The 24,427-nt window shown below is 67.8% G+C and carries 21 protein-coding genes and 1 riboswitch; of the genes, 13 read left to right on the top strand and 8 right to left on the bottom strand.

What is annotated here, in order from left to right; all coding sequences use genetic code 11:
- Window positions 1-27: 27 nt before the first annotated feature.
- Both OG394_RS29950 and OG394_RS29955 read right to left on the bottom strand, forming a co-directional pair.
- Window positions 28-1,329 (bottom strand): NRAMP family divalent metal transporter, encoded by a 1,302-nt coding sequence (locus tag OG394_RS29950; protein ID WP_328990494.1) that lies wholly within the window; start codon window positions 1,327-1,329, stop codon window positions 28-30.
- 40 nt (window positions 1,330-1,369) lie between these two features.
- Window positions 1,370-2,704, bottom strand: a complete 1,335-nt coding sequence (locus OG394_RS29955; RefSeq protein ID WP_328990495.1) for a hypothetical protein — start codon at window positions 2,702-2,704, stop codon at window positions 1,370-1,372.
- Between the two features lie 142 nt (window positions 2,705-2,846).
- On the opposite strand from OG394_RS29955, the gene OG394_RS29960 reads away from it, so the two are divergent.
- Genes OG394_RS29960 through OG394_RS29975 form a run of 4 tightly spaced genes read left to right on the top strand, consistent with a single transcriptional unit; the run spans window position 2,847 to window position 6,938 of the window.
- Entirely contained in the window at window positions 2,847-3,587 is a 741-nt protein-coding gene (locus tag OG394_RS29960) for a GntR family transcriptional regulator (protein WP_328990496.1), read from the top strand.
- Window positions 3,588-3,599: 12 nt separating this feature from the next.
- On the top strand, window positions 3,600-4,361 hold the full coding sequence (locus tag OG394_RS29965; protein WP_328990497.1) for a putative hydro-lyase: 762 nt from the start codon (window positions 3,600-3,602) through the stop codon (window positions 4,359-4,361).
- A 22-nt stretch (window positions 4,362-4,383) separates the two neighbouring features.
- Window positions 4,384-5,439: an ATP-binding protein gene (locus OG394_RS29970; RefSeq protein WP_328990498.1), complete on the top strand. Its 1,056-nt coding sequence runs from the start codon at window positions 4,384-4,386 to the stop codon at window positions 5,437-5,439.
- Window positions 5,373-6,938: a helix-turn-helix transcriptional regulator gene (locus tag OG394_RS29975; protein ID WP_328990499.1), complete on the top strand. Its 1,566-nt coding sequence runs from the start codon at window positions 5,373-5,375 to the stop codon at window positions 6,936-6,938. The genes OG394_RS29970 and OG394_RS29975 overlap by 67 nt, the downstream gene beginning before the upstream one ends.
- On the opposite strand, the gene OG394_RS29980 is transcribed toward OG394_RS29975, so the two are convergent.
- Window positions 6,888-7,334 carry a VOC family protein gene (locus OG394_RS29980; protein ID WP_328990500.1) on the bottom strand — a complete coding sequence of 149 codons (447 nt, stop codon included), beginning with the start codon at window positions 7,332-7,334 and terminating at the stop codon, window positions 6,888-6,890. The genes OG394_RS29975 and OG394_RS29980 overlap by 51 nt on opposite strands.
- 337 nt (window positions 7,335-7,671) lie before the next feature.
- Between OG394_RS29980 and OG394_RS29985 the strand changes: the two genes are divergently transcribed.
- The 3 genes from OG394_RS29985 to OG394_RS29995 all read left to right on the top strand — a co-directional run bounded on the left by OG394_RS29985 (window position 7,672) and on the right by OG394_RS29995 (window position 9,849).
- On the top strand, window positions 7,672-9,105 hold the full coding sequence (locus OG394_RS29985) for an aminopeptidase P family protein (protein WP_328990501.1): 1,434 nt from the start codon (window positions 7,672-7,674) through the stop codon (window positions 9,103-9,105).
- Window positions 9,106-9,169: 64 nt separating this feature from the next.
- Window positions 9,170-9,439 carry a hypothetical protein gene (locus tag OG394_RS29990; protein ID WP_328990502.1) on the top strand — a complete coding sequence of 90 codons (270 nt, stop codon included), beginning with the start codon at window positions 9,170-9,172 and terminating at the stop codon, window positions 9,437-9,439.
- 179 nt (window positions 9,440-9,618) lie between these two features.
- Complete coding sequence (locus OG394_RS29995) at window positions 9,619-9,849, top strand: hypothetical protein (protein ID WP_328990503.1); 231 nt, start codon at window positions 9,619-9,621, stop codon at window positions 9,847-9,849.
- A gap of 75 nt (window positions 9,850-9,924) precedes the next feature.
- Here OG394_RS29995 and OG394_RS30000 read toward each other — a convergent pair whose 3' ends face one another.
- Together OG394_RS30000 and OG394_RS30005 are read right to left on the bottom strand one after the other, a co-directional pair.
- Complete coding sequence (locus OG394_RS30000) at window positions 9,925-11,100, bottom strand: S1 family peptidase (protein WP_328990504.1); 1,176 nt, start codon at window positions 11,098-11,100, stop codon at window positions 9,925-9,927.
- A 63-nt stretch (window positions 11,101-11,163) separates the two neighbouring features.
- Window positions 11,164-12,771, bottom strand: coding sequence for an alpha/beta hydrolase (locus OG394_RS30005; protein ID WP_328990505.1), 1,608 nt, complete (start codon window positions 12,769-12,771; stop codon window positions 11,164-11,166).
- A 121-nt stretch (window positions 12,772-12,892) separates the two neighbouring features.
- Between OG394_RS30005 and OG394_RS30010 the strand changes: the two genes are divergently transcribed.
- Together OG394_RS30010 and OG394_RS30015 are read left to right on the top strand one after the other, a co-directional pair.
- Window positions 12,893-13,222 carry a DUF3817 domain-containing protein gene (locus OG394_RS30010; protein WP_328990506.1) on the top strand — a complete coding sequence of 110 codons (330 nt, stop codon included), beginning with the start codon at window positions 12,893-12,895 and terminating at the stop codon, window positions 13,220-13,222.
- 124 nt (window positions 13,223-13,346) lie between these two features.
- A riboswitch (glycine riboswitch) is annotated at window positions 13,347-13,439 on the top strand.
- 75 nt (window positions 13,440-13,514) lie between these two features.
- Window positions 13,515-14,885, top strand: coding sequence for an L-serine ammonia-lyase (locus OG394_RS30015; RefSeq protein WP_328990507.1), 1,371 nt, complete (start codon window positions 13,515-13,517; stop codon window positions 14,883-14,885).
- Between the two features lie 124 nt (window positions 14,886-15,009).
- Here the strand turns inward: OG394_RS30015 and OG394_RS30020 are convergent, their stop codons facing one another.
- Window positions 15,010-15,966, bottom strand: coding sequence for a hypothetical protein (locus OG394_RS30020; protein ID WP_328990508.1), 957 nt, complete (start codon window positions 15,964-15,966; stop codon window positions 15,010-15,012).
- Between the two features lie 203 nt (window positions 15,967-16,169).
- On the opposite strand from OG394_RS30020, the gene OG394_RS30025 reads away from it, so the two are divergent.
- A complete protein-coding gene (locus OG394_RS30025; protein WP_328990509.1) occupies window positions 16,170-16,358 on the top strand; it encodes a hypothetical protein in 189 nt (62 codons plus the stop codon).
- 9 nt (window positions 16,359-16,367) lie between these two features.
- Here the strand turns inward: OG394_RS30025 and OG394_RS30030 are convergent, their stop codons facing one another.
- Window positions 16,368-17,198, bottom strand: coding sequence for an alpha/beta fold hydrolase (locus OG394_RS30030; protein WP_328990510.1), 831 nt, complete (start codon window positions 17,196-17,198; stop codon window positions 16,368-16,370).
- A 318-nt stretch (window positions 17,199-17,516) separates the two neighbouring features.
- Here OG394_RS30030 and OG394_RS30035 point away from each other — a divergent pair, with 318 nt between their 5' ends.
- On the top strand, window positions 17,517-18,203 hold the full coding sequence (locus OG394_RS30035) for a tyrosine-protein phosphatase (RefSeq protein ID WP_328990512.1): 687 nt from the start codon (window positions 17,517-17,519) through the stop codon (window positions 18,201-18,203).
- 20 nt (window positions 18,204-18,223) lie between these two features.
- Here OG394_RS30035 and lysX read toward each other — a convergent pair whose 3' ends face one another.
- The gene (gene lysX / locus OG394_RS30040; protein ID WP_328990513.1) at window positions 18,224-21,562 is read right to left on the bottom strand and encodes a bifunctional lysylphosphatidylglycerol synthetase/lysine--tRNA ligase LysX; all 3,339 of its coding nucleotides are present in this window, start codon (window positions 21,560-21,562) and stop codon (window positions 18,224-18,226) included.
- Window positions 21,563-21,645: 83 nt separating this feature from the next.
- Between lysX and OG394_RS30045 the strand changes: the two genes are divergently transcribed.
- Window positions 21,646-22,395, top strand: a complete 750-nt coding sequence (locus tag OG394_RS30045) for an alpha/beta fold hydrolase (protein ID WP_328990514.1) — start codon at window positions 21,646-21,648, stop codon at window positions 22,393-22,395.
- A 143-nt stretch (window positions 22,396-22,538) separates the two neighbouring features.
- A complete protein-coding gene (locus OG394_RS30050; RefSeq protein WP_328990515.1) occupies window positions 22,539-24,401 on the top strand; it encodes a BTAD domain-containing putative transcriptional regulator in 1,863 nt (620 codons plus the stop codon).
- The last annotated feature ends 26 nt before the right edge of the window (window positions 24,402-24,427 follow it).

A 24,427-nucleotide genomic window follows, 5' to 3' on the forward strand; every position in this document is an offset into this window, starting at 1 on the left:
ACGTTCCCCTTCTAAAACCAACAGAACTTAGCCGAAGAGCTCGATGACCGGCCGCACCGATCGCACCGCCAGGTAGATGGTGAGCAGCCAGGCCAGCCAGCCGATCCCCAGCAACCATCGTGGGTACGAGTACCCACGGAGCAGATCCTTGCGCCGCGTCGCCACCCACAGCAGCACGCCGATACCGACGGGCAGCAGCAGACCGTTGAAGGCTCCCGCGAAAACGAGCAACGTGGTCGGCGCCGTGCCGACGGACAGATAGATGATCGTCGTGACCGCGATGAACGCCACCACGGTCCAGGTGCGGGCCCGATCGCTGGTCTTCGTCCGGCTGGTGATGAACGAGACGGTCGTGTACGACGCCCCGATGACCGACGTGATCGCGGCGGCCCAGAGCACGATGCCGAAAACGCGCAGGCCGACCTCGCCGGCCGCGATCTGAAACGCCGACGCGGCAGGGCTGGCCTTGTCGAGGGTGGCACCGCCGGCGACCACACCGAGGATGGCCAGGAACAGGACGATCCGCATCACGCCGGTGATCAGGATGCCGGTCACCGAACCGCGGGTGATGTCCCGCACGTGCTGCGGCCCGGAAACGCCCGAGTCGAGCAGGCGGTGCGCCCCGGCGTACACGATGTAGCCACCGATCGTGCCGCCGATCAGCGTGGTGATGGCGAGGAAGTCGACCTGCTCGGGCAGCACGACGTTCTTCAGTGCGGTGCCGACCGGCGGACCCGAGGTGATCGCGATGTAGGCGGTGAGCAGGATCATCAGCGTGCCGAGGCCGAAGACGATCCGGTCCACCGCGAGACCCGCCCGCTTGGACAAGAAGATGCCGATCGCGATCAGTGCGGAGAGCGCGCCACCGATCTTGGGATCGAGGCCGAGCATGGCGTCCGTGCCGAGCCCGGCGCCGGAGACGTTGCCGATGTTGAAGACCAGGCCGCCGGCGAACAGCAGCCCCGCCATCACCCAGCCGAGGCCGGGCTGGACCAGGTTGCCGAGCTCTTGCGCGCGCCGGCCGGAGACGCCGATGACGCGCCAGACGTTCAACTGCAGGGCGATATCGACCAGGATCGAGACCGCGATCGCGAACGCGAAGGCCGCTCCCAGCTGAACCGTGAACGTCGTGGTCTGGGTGATGAACCCGGGCCCGATCGCGGACGTGGCCATCAGGAACATCGCGCCGATCAGGGTCGACCGGGTGCTCGTCTTCATCGCGCCATCGGGCGTCTTCTTGCCCGCCGCGGTCTCGTGCGGCGTCTTACCGGTACGGCGCACCGGGCGGGCGGTGGATCGGGCTGGGGGTTTCGAGCCGGGCTTGTTCATGGTGCGCTCCTGGGTCTCAGGTGGGCGGATCCGTCACGGATCAGCGGCGGATGGCCCGGCCGGCGGCCTCGACGAGGGCGACGGTCTGGTCCACGACGGCCTTGCGGTCAGCCTCGAATTCGGGGCTGGTGAGCGCACCCGGGTCGGTCGGATACACCAGCGCGGAGATGTGCAGGTGACCGCCGGGCAGGCTCTTGTGTCCGGTACCGAGCCGCAGGCGGTTCGTCCGGTACATGCTTTCGTTCGACAGATAGTTGCCGCCCGGCGCACTTGCCGCCCGCGAACCCGGCGACGGGTCGGGTGCGGTCCGCAACGCGGCCGGGTCGGGGAAGGTGCCCGCGGGCCATTCGGTGATGCCCGGGTTGAGCTTGACCGGCCACGGACCCGTGCCCGCGTCGATCATCGCCTGGTACGGCAGCGTGGTGTGGATGAACTGCGGCGACGGCTGCGGCTGCGGCCACAACGCGGCGGCGGAGATCGGCCCGTAGTTGATCGAGCGGTTGTTGTCGGGCGAGCCGCCACGGAAACCGCCGGCCCACTTCTCGATGTTCATCTGGCCGCGTCCGGTCTGGCTGATCGTCATCAAGGCGTCGATCGAGCCCTGGTACGCCGGGTGGGTGCGGGCGACGAGCCAAGGGCCGAAGGCGTCCTCGACGATGCCCTGGTCGAAGTCGGTCCAGTTCACCGGGAAGACCACGGCCTGGATCGTCACCTTGCCCTGGCTGGTCTGGACGGTGCGGCCGTCGAGCTGGAGGGCCGAGGCGCCGGAGGGGTTCGAGTTCCGCAGGCTCGCGTCGAGGCTGTAGGTGTCGAACCCGCTGACCAGCATTCGCTTGCCTTGGTTGGGGAAACTAACGGCGTCGATGCCGCGCGAGGCGTAGCTCAGCTGCCGGATCATCGCCTGGCGCTGCAGGCTCGTGAGGGTGAACCCGGGCTTCCACTCGCGGACGGCGCGGCTCATCGTCGTACGGGCCCAGTAGAGCGGACGGTCGTCGTACCGGTCGATGGTGCCGGTCGTGATGCGGCCCTGGGCACGGTCGACCGCCGTACGCCAGAGGGTCGAGCCGGCGGCCTCGATGGCGGCACTGGCCTCGCTGACGTTCGTGTAGGCGCAGAGCTTTGCGGCGAAGTCGTCGACGATCGTTTGGAAGCCGGCGGCCTCGATGAACTCGCGGGCCGCGGGAGCGGTCTTGCCGGGGAGGGTGAGGCCGAGGCGCTGCTCCTCGACGGTCAGGACGGGCGCTGGGTCCAGGACGCAGGCAGAGGACGGATCTGCCGCCTGCGTTGCGGCTTGAGTCACGGGCGTGCTTCCGGTGGTGAGCGCTAGGGCTGTCACCAGGTTCGTAGCGACGAGCAGGGCGGGGAGGGCGCGCATCGGGTCTCCTCAGGTAAGGCCTTGACCACTGCGGGTAATTCGTCGAGAGTAAGGATTGTTGAACAATCCTGCAAGAGGTTCTTTCAACTCGCGACCATCTTTCGGCTCGCGGCGATTACCAGGCGTAGGTGATGATGCGAAGGTGACGACGATCAACGAGGCGACCCCGTCATCGACTGGTGGGGCAGCTGGCCGTGAGGCCGATTGGCTTGGCGCGGTCGCGGCTGAGGCTGCGCTGTTCGGCCCGAGCAGTTCCGCCGAGCGGGCGGCCGACATCCTGCGCAAGCAGATCACCGAGGGCCGGCTCCGGCCCGGTTCGCGCGTGCCGGAGAAGGAACTCGCCGCCGCCGCGAAGGTCAGCCGCAACACCCTGCGCGAGGCTTTCCGGCTGCTCAGTCACGAGGGTCTGCTGGTTTACGAGATGCACCGCGGGGTCTTCGTGCCGCAGCCGACCGAGGCGGACGTGGTCGACCTCTACCGCCTTCGCCGGGTGCTCGAATGCGACGTGTTACGGGGTCTCGAAGGGCTCGATTCGGACCGGCTGGTGCCGCTCCGGGCCGCGCTCGAGCACAGCGAGGCGGCCGCGGTGGCAGGGGATTGGGCCGAGGTCGGTACCGGCAACATGCGCTTCCACGAGCACCTGGTCGGGCTTGCGGACAGTCCGCGCATCAACGCGGTCACCGCGCGCCTCGTCGCCGAACTGCGGCTGATCTTCCACATCATCGCCCAGCCGCAAGAGCTCCACGAGCCGTACATCGCCCGTAATCGGGCAATCCTCGAACTGCTCGAAAACGGCCGGTACGGGGACGCGGCCGACGAACTCCACCAGTACTTGCTCGACTCAGAAGAACGCATCCTCGCGGCTTTCCGATCCGTCAGTTAGGTAGGGATTCACGTGACGTCCGTCAGATTGGCTTATCGCGAAGGGCTGGTGGAGCCGACCAGCGGTCGTGCGCCCGGTTACGCCCAGGCCAACCTGGTCGTACTGCCCAAGGACTGGGCGTACGACATGCTGCTCTTCGCCCAGCGCAACCCCAAGCCGGTGCCGCTGTTCGATGTGACCGACGCCGGCTCGTTCAGTACGACGCTCGCTGCCGACGCCGACCTGCGGACGGACCTGCCGCTCTACCGGGTGTGGGAGAACGGGGAGTTGGTGTCCGAGGTCCCGGATGTGCGGGAGCTGTGGCGGGACGATCTGGTCAGCTTCCTGATCGGGTGCAGCTTCAGCTTCGAATCGGCGTTGATCGAGGCCGGGGTGCCGGTGCGCAATATCGAGCAGGGGACCAACGTGTCGATGTATCGCACCAACCTCGACTGCCGTCCCGCCGGTCGGCTCTCTGGGCCGATGGTCGTGTCCATGCGTCCGATCCCGGCGGCGCTGGTTCCGCTGGCGGTCCAGATCACCGCCCGGATGCCCCAGGTCCACGGCGCCCCCATCCACGTCGGCTCTCCCGAAACCCTCGGCATCACCGACCTATCCACCCCCGACTTCGGCGACCCGGTCACCTTCGCCCCCGGCGACATCCCCGTCTTCTGGGCCTGCGGCGTAACCCCGCAGGCCGCGTTGATGGCCTCCCGCCCTCCATTCGCCCTGACCCACGCTCCCGGCCACATGTTCATCACCGATACCCCCGAATCCACCTACCGCCTCGGCTAGTACTGCGGACTACAGTTCGAGCATGCCCACGGGGATGGGGGGAGCGGCCGGTGCGGGTCTCTTCGGCCGTGACGCCGAGCTGGCCCGGCTGGCGGACCTACTGTCTCAGGCAGGCTCCGGCGGCGTAGCGGCTGCGGTCATTCGGGGCGAGGTCGGTAGCGGGAAGACAGCCCTACTTCGGGTAGTGGCGGACCGTGCGCGGGCGGATGGCTGGACCTGCCTGGCCGTGTCGGGCATCGAGTCCGAAGCCGTGTTATCCGGCGCCGGCTTGCTCGCAGCCTTGACGCCGTTGCGGCGGGACCTGGACTCGGTGCCCGCCTTCCAGGCCGACGTACTCGCCGCGGCGCTCGGGTGGGGTCCGGCGCCCGGCAGCGGGGACAGGTTCCTGGTCGGCGCGTCGACACTGAGCCTGCTGGCGGCGGCCGCGGCGCGTGCCCCGCTTCTTCTCGCCGTCGACGACGTGCAGTGGGTGGACGCGCAGTCGATGGAGGCACTCGCCTTCGCCGCTCGTCGGCTCGGGCACGACAGATTCGTGCTGCTGGTGACCCATCGAGACGGGACGCCGCTTCCGGTGCCGCTGGCCGGCTTCGACGTGGTTGCCGTCGCTGGGTTGACGCGAGAAGCCGCACGCGACCTGCTCGGCTCAGGCTTCTCAGCCAGCGTTGTGGAGCGGCTGGTGTCCGAGACCCCGGGACGGCGCAGATCCTGGTCGTCCAAGGCGGCCAGTGCACCTTCCGGCACCCGCTCCTGCGGTCGGCCGCGTGGTCCCGGGCGACCATGGCCGAGCGGCAGTCCGCGCACAACTCACTCGCGGCCGTCACGATCGACCAGGCGGCCCGGGCATGGCATCGCGCCGAGGCGACTCCTGGCCACGACAACGCCCTGGCCGAGGAACTCGCACGCGTCGCCGACGTGGACCGGTCGCGGCGCGGGTTCGCGGCCGCGTCCGGCGCCATCGAACGGGCGGCCCGGCTCACCACGGACCCAGGCAGACGGGCCGACTGGTTGGCAGTGGCGGCCGAGGACGCGCACCTCGCCGGCGATGCCGATCGGGTACGGCGCCTGGCGGCTGAGGTGATGCGTTCCGATGCCGCTGCCGAGCCGAGGGCGCGGGTTCTGCTCACCCTGGGAATGCTCGAGCAGTGGTACGGCACCTTCGCCCGCGCCCGGGATCTGCTCGAGCAGGCGGCCGAGCTCGCCACCGGTCGGCACCTGGTCCGGACGCTCGCGGAAGTCGTCCACATCTGCTATTTGCTCGACGACGTACCAGGCATGGTGGCGGCCGCCGACCGGGCCGCAGTTGCCGCCGACGGCGACGAACCCGAGCAGGCGATGCTCGCGGCGTACCTGGCAGGAGCCGCGCGGGTCGTCGAGGGCCGCTCGGATCTCGGAGGGCCGTTGCTCGGCAGGGCCCTTGAATTGCTGGAGTCCGACCCGGTTCTGCGCGATGACCCGCGCCACCTGACCGTCTTGCTTCTGTGCGCTCGATGGCTGATGGACCCGCAGGCTGTCGCCGTCTTCGCCGAGCGGCGGATTGCTCGTGCTCGTGAGGCCGGCGCGCTGGGGGTGCTGGCGATGGGGCTGTCCTTGTACTCCGGCGGGCTGGCCTGGCTGGGCGATCACGTCAGGGCCCACGCGTTCGCCGGTGAAGCCGTCGAGCTCCTGGAGATCCTGGGCTACGCGACGGACCCAGGGGTTGCGTACGAGATCGCCGCCATCGAGAGCGCCGCCCGCGGTATGCACGACGAGGCACAGCGGCTGCTCGACGAGGCCCGGCGGATGGTCGCGATCAACGCCTTCGATTCGATGCCGCCGCACCTGGCCCGGACCGTCGCGTTCTGCGCGACCTGCCGTGGCGACCTGGTCGAGGTGGTCGACGTACTGGAAGACCAAGTCGTCCGGTTCGACGGTGTCGGCCTGTACCTCGAACCGCTGGGCGTGGCACCGCTCCTGGTCGAGGCCTACCTGGGTCTCGGACGCGACTCGGACGCCCGGGCGCTCGCAGCCCGCTTCGCAGCCGCCCAGGCCGCGGAGCCGATACCGGCCGTGGCCGCGATGGTTGCCCGCTGCGAGGCCCTGGTGGCGGACGACGCCGCGCCGGCCTTTGAACGAGCCCTCGCGCTACTGGACGGCCAGCCCGACCAGTTCGAGCTGGCACGGACCCGGCTGCTATACGGCATGCGGTTGCGCCGCGACGGGCGTCGAGTCGACGCGCGCGTCCAGCTGGAGGCCGCGCGGCGAGCGTTCGTCGAGATGGAGCTGACGCTGTGGGCGGAGCGAGCCGCGCACGAGATCGCCGGCACTGGCGAGCGCGTGCACTCTCGGGACGCGACGAGCGAGCCGCTGACGTCCCAGGAGACTCGGGTCGCACTGCTGGTGGCGCAAGGCCTGAAGAACCGTGAGGTGGCGGCGGCGCTCTTCCTCAGTCCCAAGACCGTCGAGCACCATGTGGGCGCCGTACTCCGAAAGCGCGGGCTGCGGTCGCGCACCGAGCTGGCGCGGGCCCTAGCGGTCGAGTCGCCTGACTCAGCTGTGGGTGGCCGCGACCGGGATCGCGTCGTCCGTCAGACCGAGTAGGGCGGCGAACTCCGGCTTCATCACGTACAGCTCGATCGCCACATTGTCCGGTGCGCGCAGGTTGAGGTGATGACCCGCGTCCGTCTCGACGATCGGTGAGTGCGGTACGTCGAGAGCAGCCAGCCGTTGCTGCCAGCTGAGCAGCGTCTCGACGCTCGATACCGCGAACGCCAGATGGTCCAGACCGACGTTGTGCTCGTCGAAAGTTCCGGACACCGTCTGATCGTGGTTGCTCATGATCACCGCCAGCCCGGCGGCCCGGTCGAAGAGGAAGCAGTACGTCGGCTCCTCGTTGAAAACCTCGAAGCCCAGCACCTCAACCCAGAAGCGTTTGGCCGCCTCGCGATCCCGGACGCTCAAGGAGATGTGTGACAGGCCGACAACGCCCGGTGTCATCGCACTGTCCCTCGGCGCCCGAAGGTTGACTGATTCCTGGCGAGTGTGCGCCAGATGTAGAAGCTGGTCGCCGGAGGACCCAACCACATGGTGCCGGAGCTCAGACCACGGTAGAGAGCGCACAGCAAACGCGTCCAGCGCCCCTCGTCGGCGGTCGACCTGATGGAATTCGAGTTCGTCATGCCACGACGATGCGCTCAGCTGCCCGGTCATCGCGTCGGGAGAATCCCCTAACCCTTCTTTGCAGTCCTTGGGACCGATGAATGCAAAGAAGTCGCGTCTGCGGCGTTGGCGGCATAGGTTCGGGGGTAGACCCGGGGCTAGTGGAGGAGTGTGGATGAGCGAGATCAAGGCTAAGCGGACGGTTGCGCAGCGGGATGCGAATCGGCCCATCAACGCGGCCGGTTTCCGGTCCTCGATCAGCCAAGGGTGGGGAGCGGTCGATCGGTCCGTCAGCCTCCCAAAGGGCCTCGCCGAATCCGCGGCCGCGCACCGCGCCCAGCTGCGAGCAGCCCTGCCCAACCGCCGTATCGCGGTCGCCGCCGGCCGTGCACCTGTCAGGTCGAACGACACCGACTACCTGTTCCGCCCCGACAGCGACTTCGTCTGGCTTACCGGTTGCCAGGCCGAAGGCGCCGTCCTCGTCCTCGGCGCGAACGGTGAAGAGACGCTTTACCTGCGCGAGACCGCCGGCCCGGACGAGGTCGACTTCTTCGCGAACGCCCGTGACGGCGAGCTCTGGATCGGCCCGGTCCCAGGCCTGAAGGACTGGTCCGACGCTCTCGGTCTGCCCTGCCGCCCAGTGGAGGAATTGCCCGCCGGCGTCCGCGGCACGGCACCCGCCTTCATGTCGACGTACGGCGTGGAGCCGCTGCTCGACGCGATCGTCTCCACCGGGCCGGCGGAGTTGTACGAGCTGCGCCGGGTCCTCTCGGAGCTGCGCCGGATCAAGGACGACTGGGAGCTCGAGCAGATCCGCGACGCGGTGAACGCCAGCGTCCAGGCTTTCGCGGATGTCGCGTCCGAACTGCCCGAGGCGATCCGCGGTGGTGGTGAGCGTTGGCTGGAGGGCACCTTCGATCGGCGTGCGCGGACGCTCGGCAACGGGCCGGGCTACTCGTCAATCGTTGCCGCGGGCAACCACGCGCCGGTGCTGCACTGGGTCCGGAATGACGGGGCCGTGCGCGAGGGTGACGTACTGCTGCTCGACGCGGGTGTCGAGGTGCGCACGCTTTATACGGCGGACGTCACCCGTACCTTCCCGGTCACCGGCGAGTTCACCGCGGCCCAGCGCCAGGTCCACGACCTCGTACACAAGGCACAGCTCGCCGCCCTCGACGCGGTCCGCCCGGGAGCGCCGTACCAGGCCTTCCACAACGCGGGTATGGAGGTGCTGGCCGAAGGTCTGAAGGACTGGGGTCTGCTCGACGTATCGGTCGAGGAGGCGCTCGGTCCGGACGGCCAGCAGCACCGCCGGTTCATCGTCTGCGGTACCGGTCACTTCATCGGGCTCGACGTGCACGACTGTGCGTCGTCCAGCGCCGAGGCGTACAACGCCGGCACCATCGAGCCGCGGATGACGCTCGCGGTCGAGCCGGGGCTGTACTTCCACCCGAACGACGAGACCGTACCGCCCGAGCTGCGCGGCATCGGCGTACGGATCGAGGACAACGTCGCCGTCACCGAAACCGGCATCGACATCCTCACCGAGGCCCTCCCCATCACCACCGACGGCCTCGAAGCCTGGGTCCGCTCCCACCTCCCCTCCTAACGCCCGCCTCGCCCTCGCCCTTGCCACCACCGGCAAGGGCGAGGTGCTGACGTGTACCGCGCTGATGCGAGTAGCGAAGCGCGCGGGTGACGACGCGACGGCGACGATGGCCGGCCAGGTCCGATCGGCGAACCTGCTGACGGCCCTGGTGGGGGTCGTTGTCGCCATCCTGGCGGGCAGTGAGCCGTCCGAGGTGACGGGTGGAGTGGGCCTGTTGGTTCTGCTACTCATCGTCGCTGGCTTGGCCGCAGCCCTGTGGTTCATCGTTCTTTTGGTCAGTCACGCGGACCGCCCATATCTCCAAAATCCGTCGCCGACTGGAGCTGTTGGATGACGCAAAGTAGTTGCGAACTATTCGTCAAAAAAGGTCGTCACAACTAGTAACGCGAACGTGCTTCGGCACGATGTAGCGAGCGGGGGAGGGTCAAACTCGGCCCGGCGCGTGGCAGTGGGGGGCCGCGGTCCACGCGCCGGCCGGGCTGGCCCCGGTTTTTCAACATGGGGGAAATTCAGATGAACCTGCGTGCGCGGGTCGTCCACTGTGCCTACCTGGGTGATCACCACTGGTATGCCGACATTGACGACGCCGACGATCTACAGCCAGATGACCCGTACTGGTACTCCGAAGGCTGTGCCAGTCAGGCCGAGGCGTTGGCGAAGGCCTGCGCCGAGCTCGCCATCCTGACCGAGCGCTTGGACGACGGTGCCCGAGTCGAGCGAATCCTCGAAGCCCACCTCGTCTGACAACACATCGCGCCCGGAGGATTCTGAGTGGCGGCTCGGAATCCTCGCGGGCGCGAGTGGTTCAGGTGCTACTGATCAGCCAAGGGTGAGGCTGACGCCGTAGTAGTTCGCCGCGTCGACGACCGGCTGGTAGAACGAGTACGACCCGGTCGCGTTGTGGCCCTGGTTGAAGCCGCAGTCGTGGCCGTCGTTCGGACCGCCGGAGGTCATGCCCTGCGCGGTGGTGCCGGAGATGTACGCACCACCCGAGTCGCCGCCCTCTGTGCAGACGGTCGAGCGGGCCAGACCGCTGGTGCGGGTGATGGCGCCGCTCGGGCTGCCGTAGTTGACGGTCAGGTTGTACTGCGTGATCCGGCCGCAGGTCCAGCCAGTTGTGTTACCGGCCTTGCAAATGGTCGTGTTAACTGGCGCCTTCGACGAACCGGTGACCCGGGTCGTGGTGCCGTTGCGGTTGTCGATGTAACCGCGGCCGACATCCTCGGCGTCGATGTCCATCAGACCCATGTCGACACTCGGCTGGCCGGTACGGAAGCGGCTGCCGATGCCCTTGCCGATGTGCACGCCCTGGGCGTTCAGCACGTCGTTGTTGTTCTCCACGCAGTGTCCGGCCGTCAGCAGCACGTTGTTGCCGTTACGCATGCCGGGGAAGCCGAGCGAGCACCACGAACCTGGGACCAGGTCCATGATCTGGCCGCCGATCACGTCCGCGTGCGACTGCAAGGTGACGGAGTTGGTGCTGACGTCCACGCCGGGGATCGCCTTGAGCTGCTTGACCAGCTTGGCGGTTGCGGGCGTCTGCTTGCCGGGCATCAGTACGACCTGCAGGCGGTCGGTCGGCAGGTCGGCGCCGATCGATTGGACCTGGCTGGAGTTGGCGGTGAGCTTCTCGACTCGCGCCTGCAGCTTGGTGAGTGCCTTCTCGCCGCGGGCGACGGTGCGAGGGGTCAGGCCGTTCGCCCGGGCGACCTTGGCGGCGGTCTCCGAGTGCACGTTCACGACCAGCTGGCGGGCCTCGTTGAAGAAGGCGCCGTCGGTCACGGCCTGGGCTTTGGTCAGTGCGCCGGCGAGTTTGTGCTCGGCGTCAAGGCGGGCCTTCGCCTGGCTGGGGGAGATGCCCCAGTCGCTGGCGAGGATCTGGTAGACACCGTCGGCCTTGTCGGTCAACGGAGCGGCAGTTGCTGCCTGTGCGGGGACGAGGGCGGTCAAGCCCAGTCCCAGGGACAGGGCGGCGGCTGCGATGGATCTGCGCATGGGTCACATCCGATTTCCTCTGGTGGCCTGCCTCAAAGGCCACAGTGAGGAAGATGGTTGGGGCTACGGACGATCACCACAAGCGGACAGAACGTAATGGTTGCCTCGGTCGACCCGGTCAAGGGAAAGCCTTCGCCGATCCCTTGCCGAGCCGACCCAAGCGTGAGGGTCACCCTGTGCATACAGAACATGAACCGAGGGCGACCCTTCGCTAAACCGGTTCAACGCCGGGCAGTGAGTGCCGCGAGCGGGCACGGCCTGGCTGATCAAATAGCTGTCGATCAACGCTTTCGAACAAGGCGAACTGCTGTACGTCCCGTGCCCCCAACCGTCGTACGTGAGCAGTACGCCGTGACGCCCGAGCTGCCGCGTCACACTCGTCGCCCAGTTGTAGCCGGAGACGGGATCGTGCACGGCGGTTGTCACCAGCAACGGGATGTTCGTGTGTACGTCGAGACGGTGCTGCGGGTTGTCGACCTGTGCCGGCCTACCGAGACAGGTGGACGTCGCGATCAGTGCACCCGGGTACTTCATCTCAGGCGCGATACGGGCCAACCGGCGAAGGTGTGCGGCGTACTCGGAGTAACTGCGCACCGGCAGATCCCAGTCCTGGCAGAACACGAGCATCGGGTTCTGCCCTAAGCCGGTGGGGACGCCGGGCTGACCAACGGGCGGCTTGCTCACCTCAAGTGCCTTCAGGGTCAGCGCGAGTTGCGACCACTCAGGCTCCTTGAAGAACTTGGTGGCAAGGAAGCTCAGCGTGAACGGCGTCAGCGCCTGCTTCGGGTCTCGCGGCTGCGCTAGCTCGCCACGACCCGCACGGACGAGTAGGTCGGCCCAGAGCTCGCGTACGTCGCGCTCGTGCAGGGCACAGGTCGTCGTACGGTCGCACCACTTCACGAACTCGTCGAACGAGTCCTGTGCGCTTTCTGCCTGTGTATCAAGGAATTTCCGGGTACTGAGGCTGTGGTCGACCGTAGATTCCAGTACGACTGCCCGGACCTTCTGCGGGTACTGCTCGGCGTACTGCGCGCCAAGCATCGTCCCGTAGGAACTGCCATGGAAGGTCAGCTTCTCCTCGCCCAAGGCCTCACGGATGGCCTCGAGGTCTTTGACGGACTGCAGCGAGTCCAGGTGTTCGAAGAGCGGGCCGGTGTTCTTGCGACAGTCTGCCGCCAGCTCCCGGTTGTACTTGATAGTGGCGTCGTACTGGGCCTGACTGGTGATGATCGGCGACGGCGCCTTTGCCAGTAGTGCGGCCGAGCAGACCACCGGATTGCTGCCGGCGACTCCGCGCGGATCGAAGCTCACGATGTCGAACCGGCTGCGCAGCTCGTCGCTAAAGCGGTCGATGCCCTCGCGAATTCGGTAGACGCCGGAGTCGCCGGGTCCACCCGCGCCGAACACCATCGCGCCGACTCGCGCCGACTGGTTGGTCGCCGTACGACGGGCCAGCTTCAGGCCGTACGTCGGTCCGCTCGGGTTGTTCCAGTCCACGGGGAGCTGGAGCATCGCGCATTGCGGTGCGGGGATGTCGTTGGCGTCGACCGGACAGTCTTGCCAGACCAATGCGGGCGGATCGGTCGCCGTACCGGTCGTGGCATGGGCCGTTGGCGCTAGCGTGCCCGCGGCGATGAGGCCGGCGGTCGTGGCGAGCAGCAATGCTTTCACAGCGGAATGTCCTTCGGATGCGAGGGAAATCTTGTCCTTCGATCCTCGGCGCCGGTGGTCTTCGCCACATCCGGGCTGACCCCGGCCGGTCCCGGTTGCCACCCCGGTAGGCTGCTGGGTGATGACCGAGACCGTGCAAGCCCCGCAAACGACCGGCACGTCCCGGCATGCCACCTGGTTCCGTGCGATCGCGATCGCCGAGGCGATCTCGTGGACCGGCCTGCTGATCGGCATGCTCTTCAAGTACGTGCTGTCCGACAACGAGATCGGCGTGAAGATCTTCGGCCCGATCCACGGTGGCATCTTCATCGCCTACGTGATCACGGTGATGGTCGTCCGCGGCCCGCTGCGCTGGAGCTGGCCGATCACCCTGGCCGCGCTCGCCGCCAGCATCCCGCCGCTCTTCACCTGGTTCTTCGAGCTCTGGGCCCGCCGCACCCATCGCCTCTGATTACCTGACCACTCGTCACACTGGTCTCAAGTCGACTCCGGCCGTGCCCGCGGATTGACGCGCCGGTCGCCCGCGCCGTACCGTCGCGTCAGAATTCAGTTACTACAACTGCAAATCAGCCGCATGAACCCGCGCGGGAGAGACCCGGACCAGATCCGGGCGCCGTAGGAGCAACTCTCCCCGAGAATCTCTCAGGCACCTTCACCGCCCGGGCTAGGCACCTCTGGAGAGCGCATGCTCGACAGAGCGGGGAGGCATACCGACCGGTCAAAGGCGACCAGAAGGAACCTCCGTGGCGATCAGCGTATTCGACCTTTTCAGCATCGGGATCGGCCCGTCGAGCTCACACACCGTGGGCCCGATGCGAGCCGCCCGTACCTTCGTGACCGGCCTGACGGCCGACGGCCTGCTCGCCCGTACGGCGGCAGTGGAGTCTCAGCTCTTCGGTTCACTCGGTGCGACCGGACATGGGCATGGCAGCAACAAGGCGGTGTTGCTCGGCCTGGAGGGGGAGGACCCCGAGACGGTCGACACCACCACCGTCGACGACCGGGTGGCGGCGATCCGCTCCACCGGCCGGCTGCGGCTCGGTGGCGAGCACGAGATCGCGTTCGACGAGAACCACCTGGTGATGCACCGCCGCAAGGCCTTGCCGTACCACCCGAACGGGATGACCTTCCTGGCTCGGGACGCCGCGGGCGAGGTGTTGCGCGAGCGGACGTATTACTCGGTCGGTGGCGGGTTTGTCGTGGATGAGACGGCGGCCGCGGGGGACCGGATCGTGCCGGACCGTACGCCGCTGAAGTATCCGTTCCTGAGTGGTGCGGAACTGCTCGCGCGGTGCCGTGAATCGCAACTGCCTATTAGTGAAGTGATGCGCTCGAACGAGTTGGCCTGGCGGACCGACGACGAGATCGAGGCCGGGCTGCTGCGGATCTGGCAGGTGATGCAGGACTGCGTGCGCGAGGGGTGTGAGACCGAGGGCGTGTTGCCGGGTGGTCTGAAGGTTCCTCGGCGGGCCTACGGTTTGCATAAGAAGCTGAGCGATGATCGGTATTCGGTTGATCCGCTCAAGGTGATGGACTGGGTGAACCTCTTCGCCTTGGCGGTCAACGAGCAGAACGCGTCGGGTGGTCGGATCGTGACCGCGCCGACCAATGGCGCGGCGGGGATCATCCCGGCTGTGCTGCATTACTACCGCCGGTTCGTTCCCGGCGCTACTGATGCCGGAGTCGTGCGTTTCCTTCTCGCGGCTGGCGCCATCGGTGTTCTTTATAAGGAGAACGCTTCGATCTCCGGCGCTGAGGTCGGCTGCCAAGGCGAGGTCGGCTCCGCTTGCTCCATGGCCGCCGCCGGCCTTTGCGAAGTCCTCGGTGGCACGCCGGAGCAGGTAGAAAACGCCGCAGAAATCGCGATGGAACACAACCTCGGCCTCACCTGCGACCCGGTCGGCGGCTTGGTCCAAATCCCTTGTATCGAACGAAATGCAATGGCCTCGGTCAAAGCGATCAACGCCGCGCGCATGGCCATGCACGGCGACGGCAAACACGTCGTAACCCTCGACAAGGTCATCAAAACCATGCGCGAAACCGGCGCCGACATGAAGGTAAAATACAAAGAAACCTCCCGCGGCGGCCTAGCCGTAAACGTAATCGAATGCTAACCACCCCCTAACGCACCCCGCTTGGTTGGCGCCCGCCTACTGCCTTCAGGCGGGCGCCCACGCGTGACTTCTGCGACGCGGCCCTCCTGCGGTCGGCGCCCGCAGGAGGGGCGTGTGGTTGTTGTTAGAAGGGGTCGACTTTTGTGGTGGAGGCGTTGCCGCCTACGCGGGCTACTAGGCTGATGGTCCAGTGGTAGCCGGCGGTGAAGGGGTCGTCGAACTTCTCGAAGGTGCAGTCCTTGGTGAATTGGTGGCGTTGGTCGTCCCAGTCGTGGCCTGACTTGAAATAGACGTTGTATGTCCCGCGCGTCCCCTGATACGTCGCCCTGCTGCCGGCGCGGACGTACATCATCGCCTGCGGCTTAGTCGGTGCTCCAGTGACAACCGACACCGCGACATCCTGGTTATTCAACGTGTTGTCGACCTCCAGGCGCGTGTAACCACGCGAGCCCCGTCGCTCGACCACCTCACCGTTCTCACCGCGACGTTTGCCAGTCGTAGGCGCCGCGGGCAAGAACGTACCAACCTGAATCCCCTTTGAACGAAGGGCTGCGGCAGACGCGGCAACGGAGTTCTTCGCCAGCAGATCGCGCTCGATGACATCGCTCAACGCCGGAGCACCACCACAAGCGGAGATGCCCCGATATCCCTCGATGCGATCGGCCGCACTACGCAGCGACCTCGTCAACGCCGAGTGTTGCGCGGCCACCTGCGCCGGCGGCCGCGCCGCCTCCAACCCATCCGCCTGCTTGCGCATCGCCCGCACCAACGCCTGCTGCCCCGCGGACAACGCCGGCATCGTCCCCGCCACATGCACCTGCCGCGCAGCAGGCCGAATCGCCGCGTCGACCCGCCCCAGCAGCGCCCGATACGCCGGAACACTCAACGGTTTAGGCGCCTCAACCGTCGTACTGACCGACGGCGTCGCGGCCGGCGCCGTACTCGGGGCACTGGCGGTCGGCGTGGCACCAGGTGCGGATGGCTCGGGCTGACTCCGTGGCTCATCGGAACCACTGCAGGCGGACAAGGAGAAGACGACCAGAACGGCGATCCAGGGCAGTGGGCGGATGAGCAGGGGCATGTGCCACCTCAATCCATCAGGCTCGGTCAAACCTCTTATAAACAAGCCTAATCGCCAGCACCGACACTTTCCGGATCTGTCGTGTTGCTGCCATCAAACGCTCGCTTCCCCCGAGTCGCTGTTCGAGCTGTCGCCGACGTCGGCGTGCCCGGGCGACCGCCTGATACAGTCCCGCTCACCCCTCGAACGCAAGGAATCGACTGATGATCGCCCAGCTGGCTCGCTACACCCGGCACATGGTCCTGTTGATCATCGTCGGCGTCCTTCTGATCCTCGTCTCCCAGATGGGTTCGTCCCCGTCGGCAGGCTTCCTTGGCATGGGAATCGCGGTCACCCTGCTCGGAGTCGTACTCCTGGTCGTCACCAAGCTGGGCGGTCAGAAGCGCCAATAGTCGCGTCGGTCAGCCGGGCGAACTGCCTTCGAGCAGCACGCGCGCGACCAAGTCCGGGCTGTCGTTCATCGGCACGTGTCCGCACGCTGGCAGGCTCACCATCCGCGCGGCCGGGATCTGCTGACGGGCGCGAGCGGTTTGGCGTGGTTGAAGGATCCGGTCGTGCGTACCCCACGCGATGGTCACCGGCACCTCCGGTACGTCGCCCTCGAACACCACGCCGCTCCGGCCGAGCGCGAGTACCCGGTCGAAGGCGGGCGCGTTCGCCAGCGCGGCAGTCTCGGCGATGACCGCGGCCGGTTCGCGCAGAGCCGGACGGTGATAGATCATGCCGGTCATCGCCCGGCGGCCCGCCCTGCTCCGGGCCAGACGCGCCACGGCGATCGGCGGCGTACGGCGGGCCGCTTGCCGCATCGTGTTGAGGATCGTGAGGGCACGAGCGCGTTGGCCGGAGGTCCACAGGCCGGCCGGGGACAAGGCGGTCACCGACTGGACGACTCCGGCCTGACCGAGCAGCAGGCTGATCAGTCCGCCCATCGAGTTGCCCGCGACATGCGGCCGATCGAGGTCGACGGCCTCGAAGAACGCCGTCATCGCGCGGACGTACACCGAAACCTCGTCGGCGATGCCCGTCGGCACATCAGGCGACTCCCCGAAGCCGGGGAAGTCGATCGCGATCACGTCGCGTTCCACCGCCAGTCGGTCGATCACCGGATCCCAGGCCTGCCGGTGATGCCCGATGCCGTGCATCAGCACCAGCGGCTCGCCGGAGCCCGTCCGCTCGTACGCGATCTCGACCCCGTTAACCCCGTCGACCGTCACGGTCGCCTTAGCGCTCATACCCCCATCGTGATCCGGCCCGAACGCCACTGTCATCACGCCATGCCGAATGTCACACTCCCGATGTCACAAACAACCTGGTCACAAGAGCCCGATGAACCACGACACGCCTGGTCACAAGGGCCCGACGATCTGGTTCTTCCCCGCGAGTGGTCGGGTATGACGCGACCACTCGCGGGGAGGTTCGCAGGCGGCCGGCTCGTTTCTTTGCGTTCATTCGTCGGAATCCGCCCTCTGAGCACAGCGGACATGCACAGGTCCATGGCGGGAGGGCGGATTCCGACGAATGAACGCAAAGAAAGGCGGGAGGATGGGGGTGTGGCGAATCATCTGGAGTGGGCGGGTTGTGTGAATGTGCGGGAGCTAGGGGGGATGGGTGGGGTGGTGCGGGGGATGGCGTTGATTCGGGCGGATAGTTTGCAGTTCCTCGGGGAGGACGGGGTGCGGACGGTTCGGGCGGCTGGGGTTTCGCGGGTGGTGGATCTGCGGAATCCGGGTGAGTGTGAGGCGGGCCCAACCCCGTTCGCCGATCAGCCCGAGTGGGTCAACCAACCGGTGCACGGCCCGGATGACCCGGTCGGGCCGACTATGGCTGCGACGTACGTCGTGATGCTGGATAACAACCCGGCAGGCTTTGCCAAGGCGGTTGCGGCCATTGCCGACGCGCCGCCCGGAGGCGTGGTCGTGCACTGCCACGGCGGCAAGGACCGGACCGGCCTCGTCGTCGCGCTCGTACTCCGCCTGCTCGGTGTCGACGATGACGAGATCCTCGACGACTACGCGCTCACCCAGGAACGTCTCGCGGGCCGCCTCGCCGAACAGCTCGAAGGTGTTACCGACCCGGCAATCCGGGCCGAGAAACTCGAGATGCTCGACACCCGCCGCGAGACCCTCGCGCACGCTCTCGCGCACCTCGACGAGAAGTACGGCGGCGCCGAGGCCTACCTGACGCAAGCAGGTCTGACCTCAACCCAAGTCACTGCCCTCAAGGCGCGCCTGACCTAAACGCCAAGCAACCTAAGCGTCTAGTGCCGCGCGGCGGGCCGGACGAAGGGGAAGGCCAGGGTGGCGCGGATGTTCTGCCCGGTCAGCAGCATGATCAAGCGGTCGACGCCGATGCCGAGACCACCCGTCGGAGGCATCGCGTACTCCAGTGCCGTCAGGAAATCCTCGTCCAGCGACATCGCCTCGGGATCGCCCGCGGCCGCCTTGAGTGACTGTTCCGTGAGTCGGCGCCTTTGCTCGACCGGATCGACCAGCTCCGAGTACGCCGTACCGATCTCGGCGCCGAAGGCCACCAAATCCCAGCGCTCGGCCAGCCGCGGGTCGCTCCGATGCGTGCGGGTCAACGGCGACGTCTCGAGCGGGAAGTCGGTATAGAAGGTCGGGAAGCCCGTCTCGCCTTCGACCAGTTCGTCGTACAGCTCGAGCACGAGCTCGCCGGCGGACTGCCCGAAACCCGCGTGTACGCCGTGGTCGGCGCAGACCTCGCGCAGGCGCTGGACGCTCGTGCCCGGGTCGATCGCGCAGCCCGCGGCCTGGGCGACGGCGTCGTGCACCGAGATGACCGGCCAGTCGCCGGAGATGTCGATCTCGCCGTCGGGCCGGAGCACGATGGGTTTTCCGAAGACGGCTGTCGCGGCCTCGATCACCAGTTGGCGCGTCAGCTCGCGCATGTCGGTGTAGTCCGCATACGGCTGGTAGGCCTCGACCGAGGTGAACTCCGGGTTGTGCGTCGCGTCCGCGCCCTCGTTGCGGAAGTTCCGGTTGAGCTCGAAGACCCGGCCGAGACCGCCGACGCTGAGGCGTTTGAGGAACAGCTCGGGCGCGATCCGCAGGAACAGCTCGGTGTCGTACGCGTTGATGTGGGTGGCGAACGGCCGGGCGTTCGCGCCACCGTGTACGGCCTGCAGCATCGGCGTCTCGACCTCGATGAAACCGCGCGACTCGAACCCGTCCCGCAGCGCGCGCACCGCCGTACTGCGCCAGTGCATCATCCGCAGGGCGTCCTGGTTCATCACCAGATCGAGGTGACGCTGGCGGACCCGCGCCTCGGGATCGGTGAAGCCGTGCCGCTTGTCCGGCAAGGGATGCAGGCACTTCGCGGCCATCACCCAGTCCGTCACGGCGATGGTCAACTCGCCATGCCGGGTCGTGATCACCTCGCCACTGACGCCGACATGGTCACCGATGTCGACCAGATGCCGCCAGTTGCCCAGGGCAACTGAGCCACAAGCTTCTACGGACAAGAGGATCTGGAGATCGTTGCATCCGTCCCGCAAATCCGCGAAGGCCAGACCGCCATGGTTGCGCAGCCGCATCACCCGGCCGGTCGTGGAGATCTTCTTGCCGGTCCGATGGTCGGGCGGCAGCCCTTCATGCTCGGCGCGGATCCGCCCGAGCGAATCGGTGAACGGTACGCCGACCGGGTAGGGCGCCATCCCGATCGCGGCGAGCTGCTCAAGTTTGCCGCGACGGACCAGCTCCTGTTCGGTCAGCTTGCGCTCGGGCAGAGCCGGTCGCAGGAGTTCTTCCTCCTGTGAACGAACGAAGGTCGCGAAGCTGGTGCGGTCCGGCGCCGCGATCGAGTGATAGAGAGCGGCTTCCACCCGGTCGATCCGGGTCCACGGACGCGGTGCGGGCACGAAGCCTTCCGCCGTACCGGCCGCTATCAAGACCTGCGGCAGCGAGCCACCACGCGAGTAGCAGATCAGCCGAGGCGACCAACGTGGCAAGTACTTCTCGTTGGACAGGTACAGGCTCTCCAACTGCCAGAAGCGCGAGGCCGCGGTCAGCGTGGCGTTGGTGAGCCGCAGCACCGGACCGGCGCCGACGCGTTCGGCATCGCTGAAGATCTCGCGGAACATCGCGAAGTTGAGCGAGATCCGGTGTACGCCGAGATCGGTGCAGGCGTCGATCAGCGAGGTGACCATGAACTCCATCAGGCCGTTCGCCGACTCCGGGTCGCGGCGCATCAGGTCGAGCGAGACACCACGCACACCCCATGGCACGAACGACAGCAGCCCGCGCACCTCACCGGCGGCATCCCGCGCGATCACCATCACGCAACGCGCGTCGGCGCCATCACCGAGCCGCCCGAGCGCCATCGAGAATCCACGCTCGGTCCTGGTTCCGCGCCACTTGTCCGCGAGATCGACGTACTGCTGGAGCTCTGACGGGGAAAGGTCGCCATGCCGTACGACGGTCGCGTGGTACCCGGCGCGCTGGACCCGGGTGACGGCCTGCCGGACCGGGCGCATCGTCCGGCCCTCGAGGGTGAAGTCGGCGACGTCGATGATCGCCTCGTCGCCCATCGAGAGCGCGCGCAACCCGGCACCGACGTACGCGTGCGCGGCCTCCTCGCTCACCGACAGCGCGGCCGGCGACCAGCCATACGTACGGGCTTCCGCGAGCCACACCTGGATCGCGCCGCGCCAGGCGGCCGGATCGCCGATAGGGTCACCGCTGGCCAGGCTGACGCCGTTGATCACCCGGTACGCGATGGCGGCGTCACCGGTGGGGGAGAAGACGACGGCCTTGTCGCGACGGGTGGCGAAGTAGCCGAGGGAGTCGCGTTCGCCGTGCTCGAGCAGGAGTTTGCGGAGCCGGAGCTCTTCGGTCTGGCTCAGGTACCGGATTTTGCGCACGGAGCGCAGGAAGATCGCGAAGGCCAGCGACAGCGTGGTGGCCGACATCGCGCCCACCACCAGCGCGACCCAGGCGTGCCCTTGCTCGCCGACTTCCAGCGGGCCGGAGCGACCAATGGCGGCGTTCACGGCCCAGATGATCTTGTGCTTCTGGCCGGTCAGGGTGTTGTCGAAGAGCTCGGTGAGCGCGACCGACACGCTGGCCGACAGCAGCAGGCCGGCGACCAGCGTGATCACGGCCAGTCGGCGCGAACCCGGTGTGACCCGGGCCGGGAACTGGGCCCGCACCTTCCACAGCAGCACGATCAGCGCGCAGGTCACGGCGACCTGGGCGATCGCGCCGGCCAGCTCGACCGGGGAGCTGCGGCCGAACTCGTCGATCAGTGCGGCGTCACCCGGCATCACCAGGGTGCTGGTGTCGACGACCAGGATGCCAAGCCCGCCGAACAGCCAGAGGATCTCCCAGACGCCGATGACCCAGAGCAGGGCTGCCCGCTTGCCGCGGACCAAGGCGCTGCCGACCACCGCGAGGTAGACCGCGGAGAAGAACGTGTGCCCGGCCGGAATTCCGAGGAACTGGAAGACCTGGTCGACCTTGGTCACCCAGGTGGGGAAGGCAAGGTGCAGCGGGATCGCGACGAACGACCAAACGGTCGCCAGGACCACGGTTCGGGTGAACAACCCCGCGAACCGCGCCTGCCAAGAATGGGCCTGCACGAATCGATCATTCCACTATTGGGCGGCGCCGTCGGCCAGGGTGTGGGAATCTTGAGCGGTGGCGGCGCGGAGTTGAGATCACAATGACACAGGCACGGCGCTGGGTGGTGCTGCCCGGACTCGCTGAGACCGCCGAGGAATTCGAAGGCGTGATCGACCTGCTGCCCGAGTCGTACGACGTCCAGGTGGTCGACCCCTGGCTCGTCCCGGTCACCGCCTCGGTCGACTCGTTGCGGCAGGCAACCGGGGTCGACGGCGACGGCCCGATCGGGCTGGTCGGCCACTCGATCGGCGGCCTCGCCGCTATGCGCTGGGCGTTGTCCCGGCCGGCCGAGGTGGATCGCCTGGTGCTGGTCGATACCAGCCTGGCGAACGAGACCGGGCATCGTCTGCTCTACCCCGGCCGGATCGGCGATCGCCTGGTGCGCAAGGGATTACGCGGCCTCGGCCATCTCGGCGTACCGGCGTTGATCGGCCCGATCGTGCGTGGTTGGCTGCTCCGGATGAGTACCGAGACGGACCGCGATCCGTTGCACCGTGCAACGGTCCGCGAGCGGTACGGATCACCCGGCTCGTGGGTCCAGTTCTGGGACGAATTGGCCGCCAGCTGGCCGATGGCGGTCGAGGTCGGCCAACTGCTCGAGTCCCCGGTCGAGGCGCCCGCGACGGTCCAACTGGTAGGCGTCGGCCCCAGCTCCGCCCGCTGCCGCCTAGGCCCCCAGCGCGCCCTCGCGGCCCGCCTCAAGGCCAACCTGCAAACCCTCCAGGACTCCGCCCACCTGGTCCACCTGGACCGCCCCGACGCCATAGCCAAAGCCATCCTCGCCCCCTGACCCTGATCGAAGAGGGAATGCAGCGATGGCCCCGATTCCGCGGGCTCCCGTAGGGGAACTGCGGGATGGCGCGGGGGCCAGCCCGCCTGAAATGCCGCGAGAGAGCTATACCCACCCCTATGGCCGGGTATAGGTTCGGATCGATGGCGCTGGCGATCCACCTGCTCGGGAAACCGACCGTTCATCGGGACGGCGAGCCTGTCGCGGGCCCGAAGGGTCGCAAGGCGTGGGCGCTGCTCGCCTATCTCGTCTGTTCCGAGCTCCCCACGAGCCGTGAGCACCTCGCCGAGCTGTTGTTCTACGAGGCGGACGATCCCCTCGGCGCGCTGCGCTGGAACCTCTCACAGGTACGCCGGCTCCTCGGCCAGCCCCATGCCCTGCGGGGTGAACCGCTCGACCTGTGCCTGCCGCGCGACACGTTCGTCGACGTCGAGGTGGTCACCCGGGGGACATGGCTGGAGGGCATCAGGGTTCCGGGATTGGGACGCGAATTGCTTGAAGGGATGCACTTCGGTACGAGCCCGGCCTTCGAGGCGTGGCTGATGTCGGAGCGGCGCCATGTCCGGGCCGCCACGGAGGCGATGCTCCGCGAAGCCGGGCTCGCCCATCTGGGCGCGGGGGATCCCCGAGGCAGCGCCCGGCTCGCCACAAGGCTGGTCCAGCTCAACCCCTTGGACGAGGGCTTCCAGGCGCTGCTGATCCGGTCCCTGGCCCTGGCCGGGGAGCGCACCGCGGCCAAGCAGCACTACGACGCGTGCGTCGAGCTGCTCAGGACCGAGCTCGGAGTCGACCCCGGCCCCGAGGTCGTCGCCGCCTATGCCGCTGTCGAAGCGGTCTCTGAGCCGGCCACCTCGTCAACCGTTTCTACGCCGAGCGCGGCGCGCTCGGAGCTCGATGCCGGGCAGGCGGCCCTCGCGCACGGTGATGTCGAACCGGGGCTCCGGCACCTCCGCCGTGCGGTGGCCGAGGCACACCGGTGCGGTGGCGTCGAGACGCAGGTGGAGGCGCTCATCGCACTGGGGTCGAGCCTCATCAGCGTGGTGCGGAGCAGGGACGACGAAGGAGCGGCGGCGCTTCACGAGGCGATCTCGCTCGCTGTCGAGTCCGGGCAGCAGTCGCTGACCGCGGCCGCCTATCGCGAATTGGGCTTCATCGAGTTCCTGCGGGGCCGATACCAGCGGGCCGAGTTGCTCCTCCAGGAAGCCCTGGCAGTCGGTGGTGACCAGCGGTCGGGAGACGCCACTGCGCTGGTTCTGCTCGGCGCCTGCGCCACGGACACAGCCCACTACCGCACGGCGCTGGAGCGTCTCGCCAAGGCGGTCGAGCTGGCCGAAGGGGTCCAGGACCCCCGACCACTGGCGCGTGCCCTGGCTTTCAGTGCCCGGGCGCACCTGCTGAGGAGGGACCTCGCCGCGGCCCGCGATGCGGCGTCACGCTCGCTCGACATCGCCCGTGCGTCCTGGCCGACGTACCTGCCGTGGCCGGCGAGCCTGCTCGCCGAGGTGGACCTCGAGGAGGGCGACCTCGACCGGGCCGGCCGAGGGTTCCAGCAAGCGTTCGACCAGGGCTGCCGGTTGGGCGACCCGTGCTGGGAGGCCATGGGGGCCCGCGGATTGGGACTGGTCGAAGCCGTGCATGGAGACGCTGGCGCTGCGTTGGAGTGGCTCCTCGATGCCAACGTCCGGGCCGCGCGGCTGACGGACTCCTACCTATGGGCGCAGGCCTACGCGCTGGATGCCCTGTGTGCCGTGGCCGTCAACCACGGAGCCGGGAACGTCGCGAAGTGGATCACCGACATGGAGGCGCTCACCGCCCGGACGGGCATGCGGGAGCTCCTGGCACGTGCCTACCTGCACCGCTACCGGCTCGGGGACCACGCTGCGCGGAGCGCGGCCGTACTGCTCATCGACAAGATCGACAACCCGGTTCTTCGGGACCTCCTCCCCGCCGGCCCGCAGACGCCGCGTGGCTCACACGTCCGCTCACACGCCCCGGCCCCAGACTGACGGCTGGGGCTCCGGCAGTGGGCCCT

Origin of the sequence: Kribbella sp. NBC_01245 (genome assembly GCF_036226525.1) — a bacterium.
In the GTDB taxonomy this organism is placed as follows: Bacteria; Actinomycetota; Actinomycetes; order Propionibacteriales; family Kribbellaceae; genus Kribbella.

What these genes read in the sequence shown, in the direction of transcription:
- OG394_RS29990 (WP_328990502.1), top strand. Translation starts at nt 9,170, where the DNA reads ATGCGAGTAGCGAAGCGCGCGGGTGACGACGCGACGGCGACGATGGCC.
- OG394_RS29995 (WP_328990503.1), top strand. Translation starts at nt 9,619, where the DNA reads ATGAACCTGCGTGCGCGGGTCGTCCACTGTGCCTACCTGGGTGATCAC.
- OG394_RS30045 (WP_328990514.1), top strand. Translation starts at nt 21,646, where the DNA reads ATGACACAGGCACGGCGCTGGGTGGTGCTGCCCGGACTCGCTGAGACC.
- OG394_RS29985 (WP_328990501.1), top strand. Translation starts at nt 7,672, where the DNA reads ATGAGCGAGATCAAGGCTAAGCGGACGGTTGCGCAGCGGGATGCGAAT.
- OG394_RS30030 (WP_328990510.1), bottom strand. Translation starts at nt 17,198, where the DNA reads ATGAGCGCTAAGGCGACCGTGACGGTCGACGGGGTTAACGGGGTCGAG.
- OG394_RS29955 (WP_328990495.1), bottom strand. Translation starts at nt 2,704, where the DNA reads ATGCGCGCCCTCCCCGCCCTGCTCGTCGCTACGAACCTGGTGACAGCC.
- OG394_RS29980 (WP_328990500.1), bottom strand. Translation starts at nt 7,334, where the DNA reads ATGACACCGGGCGTTGTCGGCCTGTCACACATCTCCTTGAGCGTCCGG.
- OG394_RS29970 (WP_328990498.1), top strand. Translation starts at nt 4,384, where the DNA reads ATGCCCACGGGGATGGGGGGAGCGGCCGGTGCGGGTCTCTTCGGCCGT.
- OG394_RS30000 (WP_328990504.1), bottom strand. Translation starts at nt 11,100, where the DNA reads ATGCGCAGATCCATCGCAGCCGCCGCCCTGTCCCTGGGACTGGGCTTG.
- OG394_RS30050 (WP_328990515.1), top strand. Translation starts at nt 22,539, where the DNA reads ATGGCGCTGGCGATCCACCTGCTCGGGAAACCGACCGTTCATCGGGAC.
- OG394_RS30020 (WP_328990508.1), bottom strand. Translation starts at nt 15,966, where the DNA reads ATGCCCCTGCTCATCCGCCCACTGCCCTGGATCGCCGTTCTGGTCGTC.
- OG394_RS30010 (WP_328990506.1), top strand. Translation starts at nt 12,893, where the DNA reads ATGACCGAGACCGTGCAAGCCCCGCAAACGACCGGCACGTCCCGGCAT.
- OG394_RS30025 (WP_328990509.1), top strand. Translation starts at nt 16,170, where the DNA reads ATGATCGCCCAGCTGGCTCGCTACACCCGGCACATGGTCCTGTTGATC.
- OG394_RS29950 (WP_328990494.1), bottom strand. Translation starts at nt 1,329, where the DNA reads ATGAACAAGCCCGGCTCGAAACCCCCAGCCCGATCCACCGCCCGCCCG.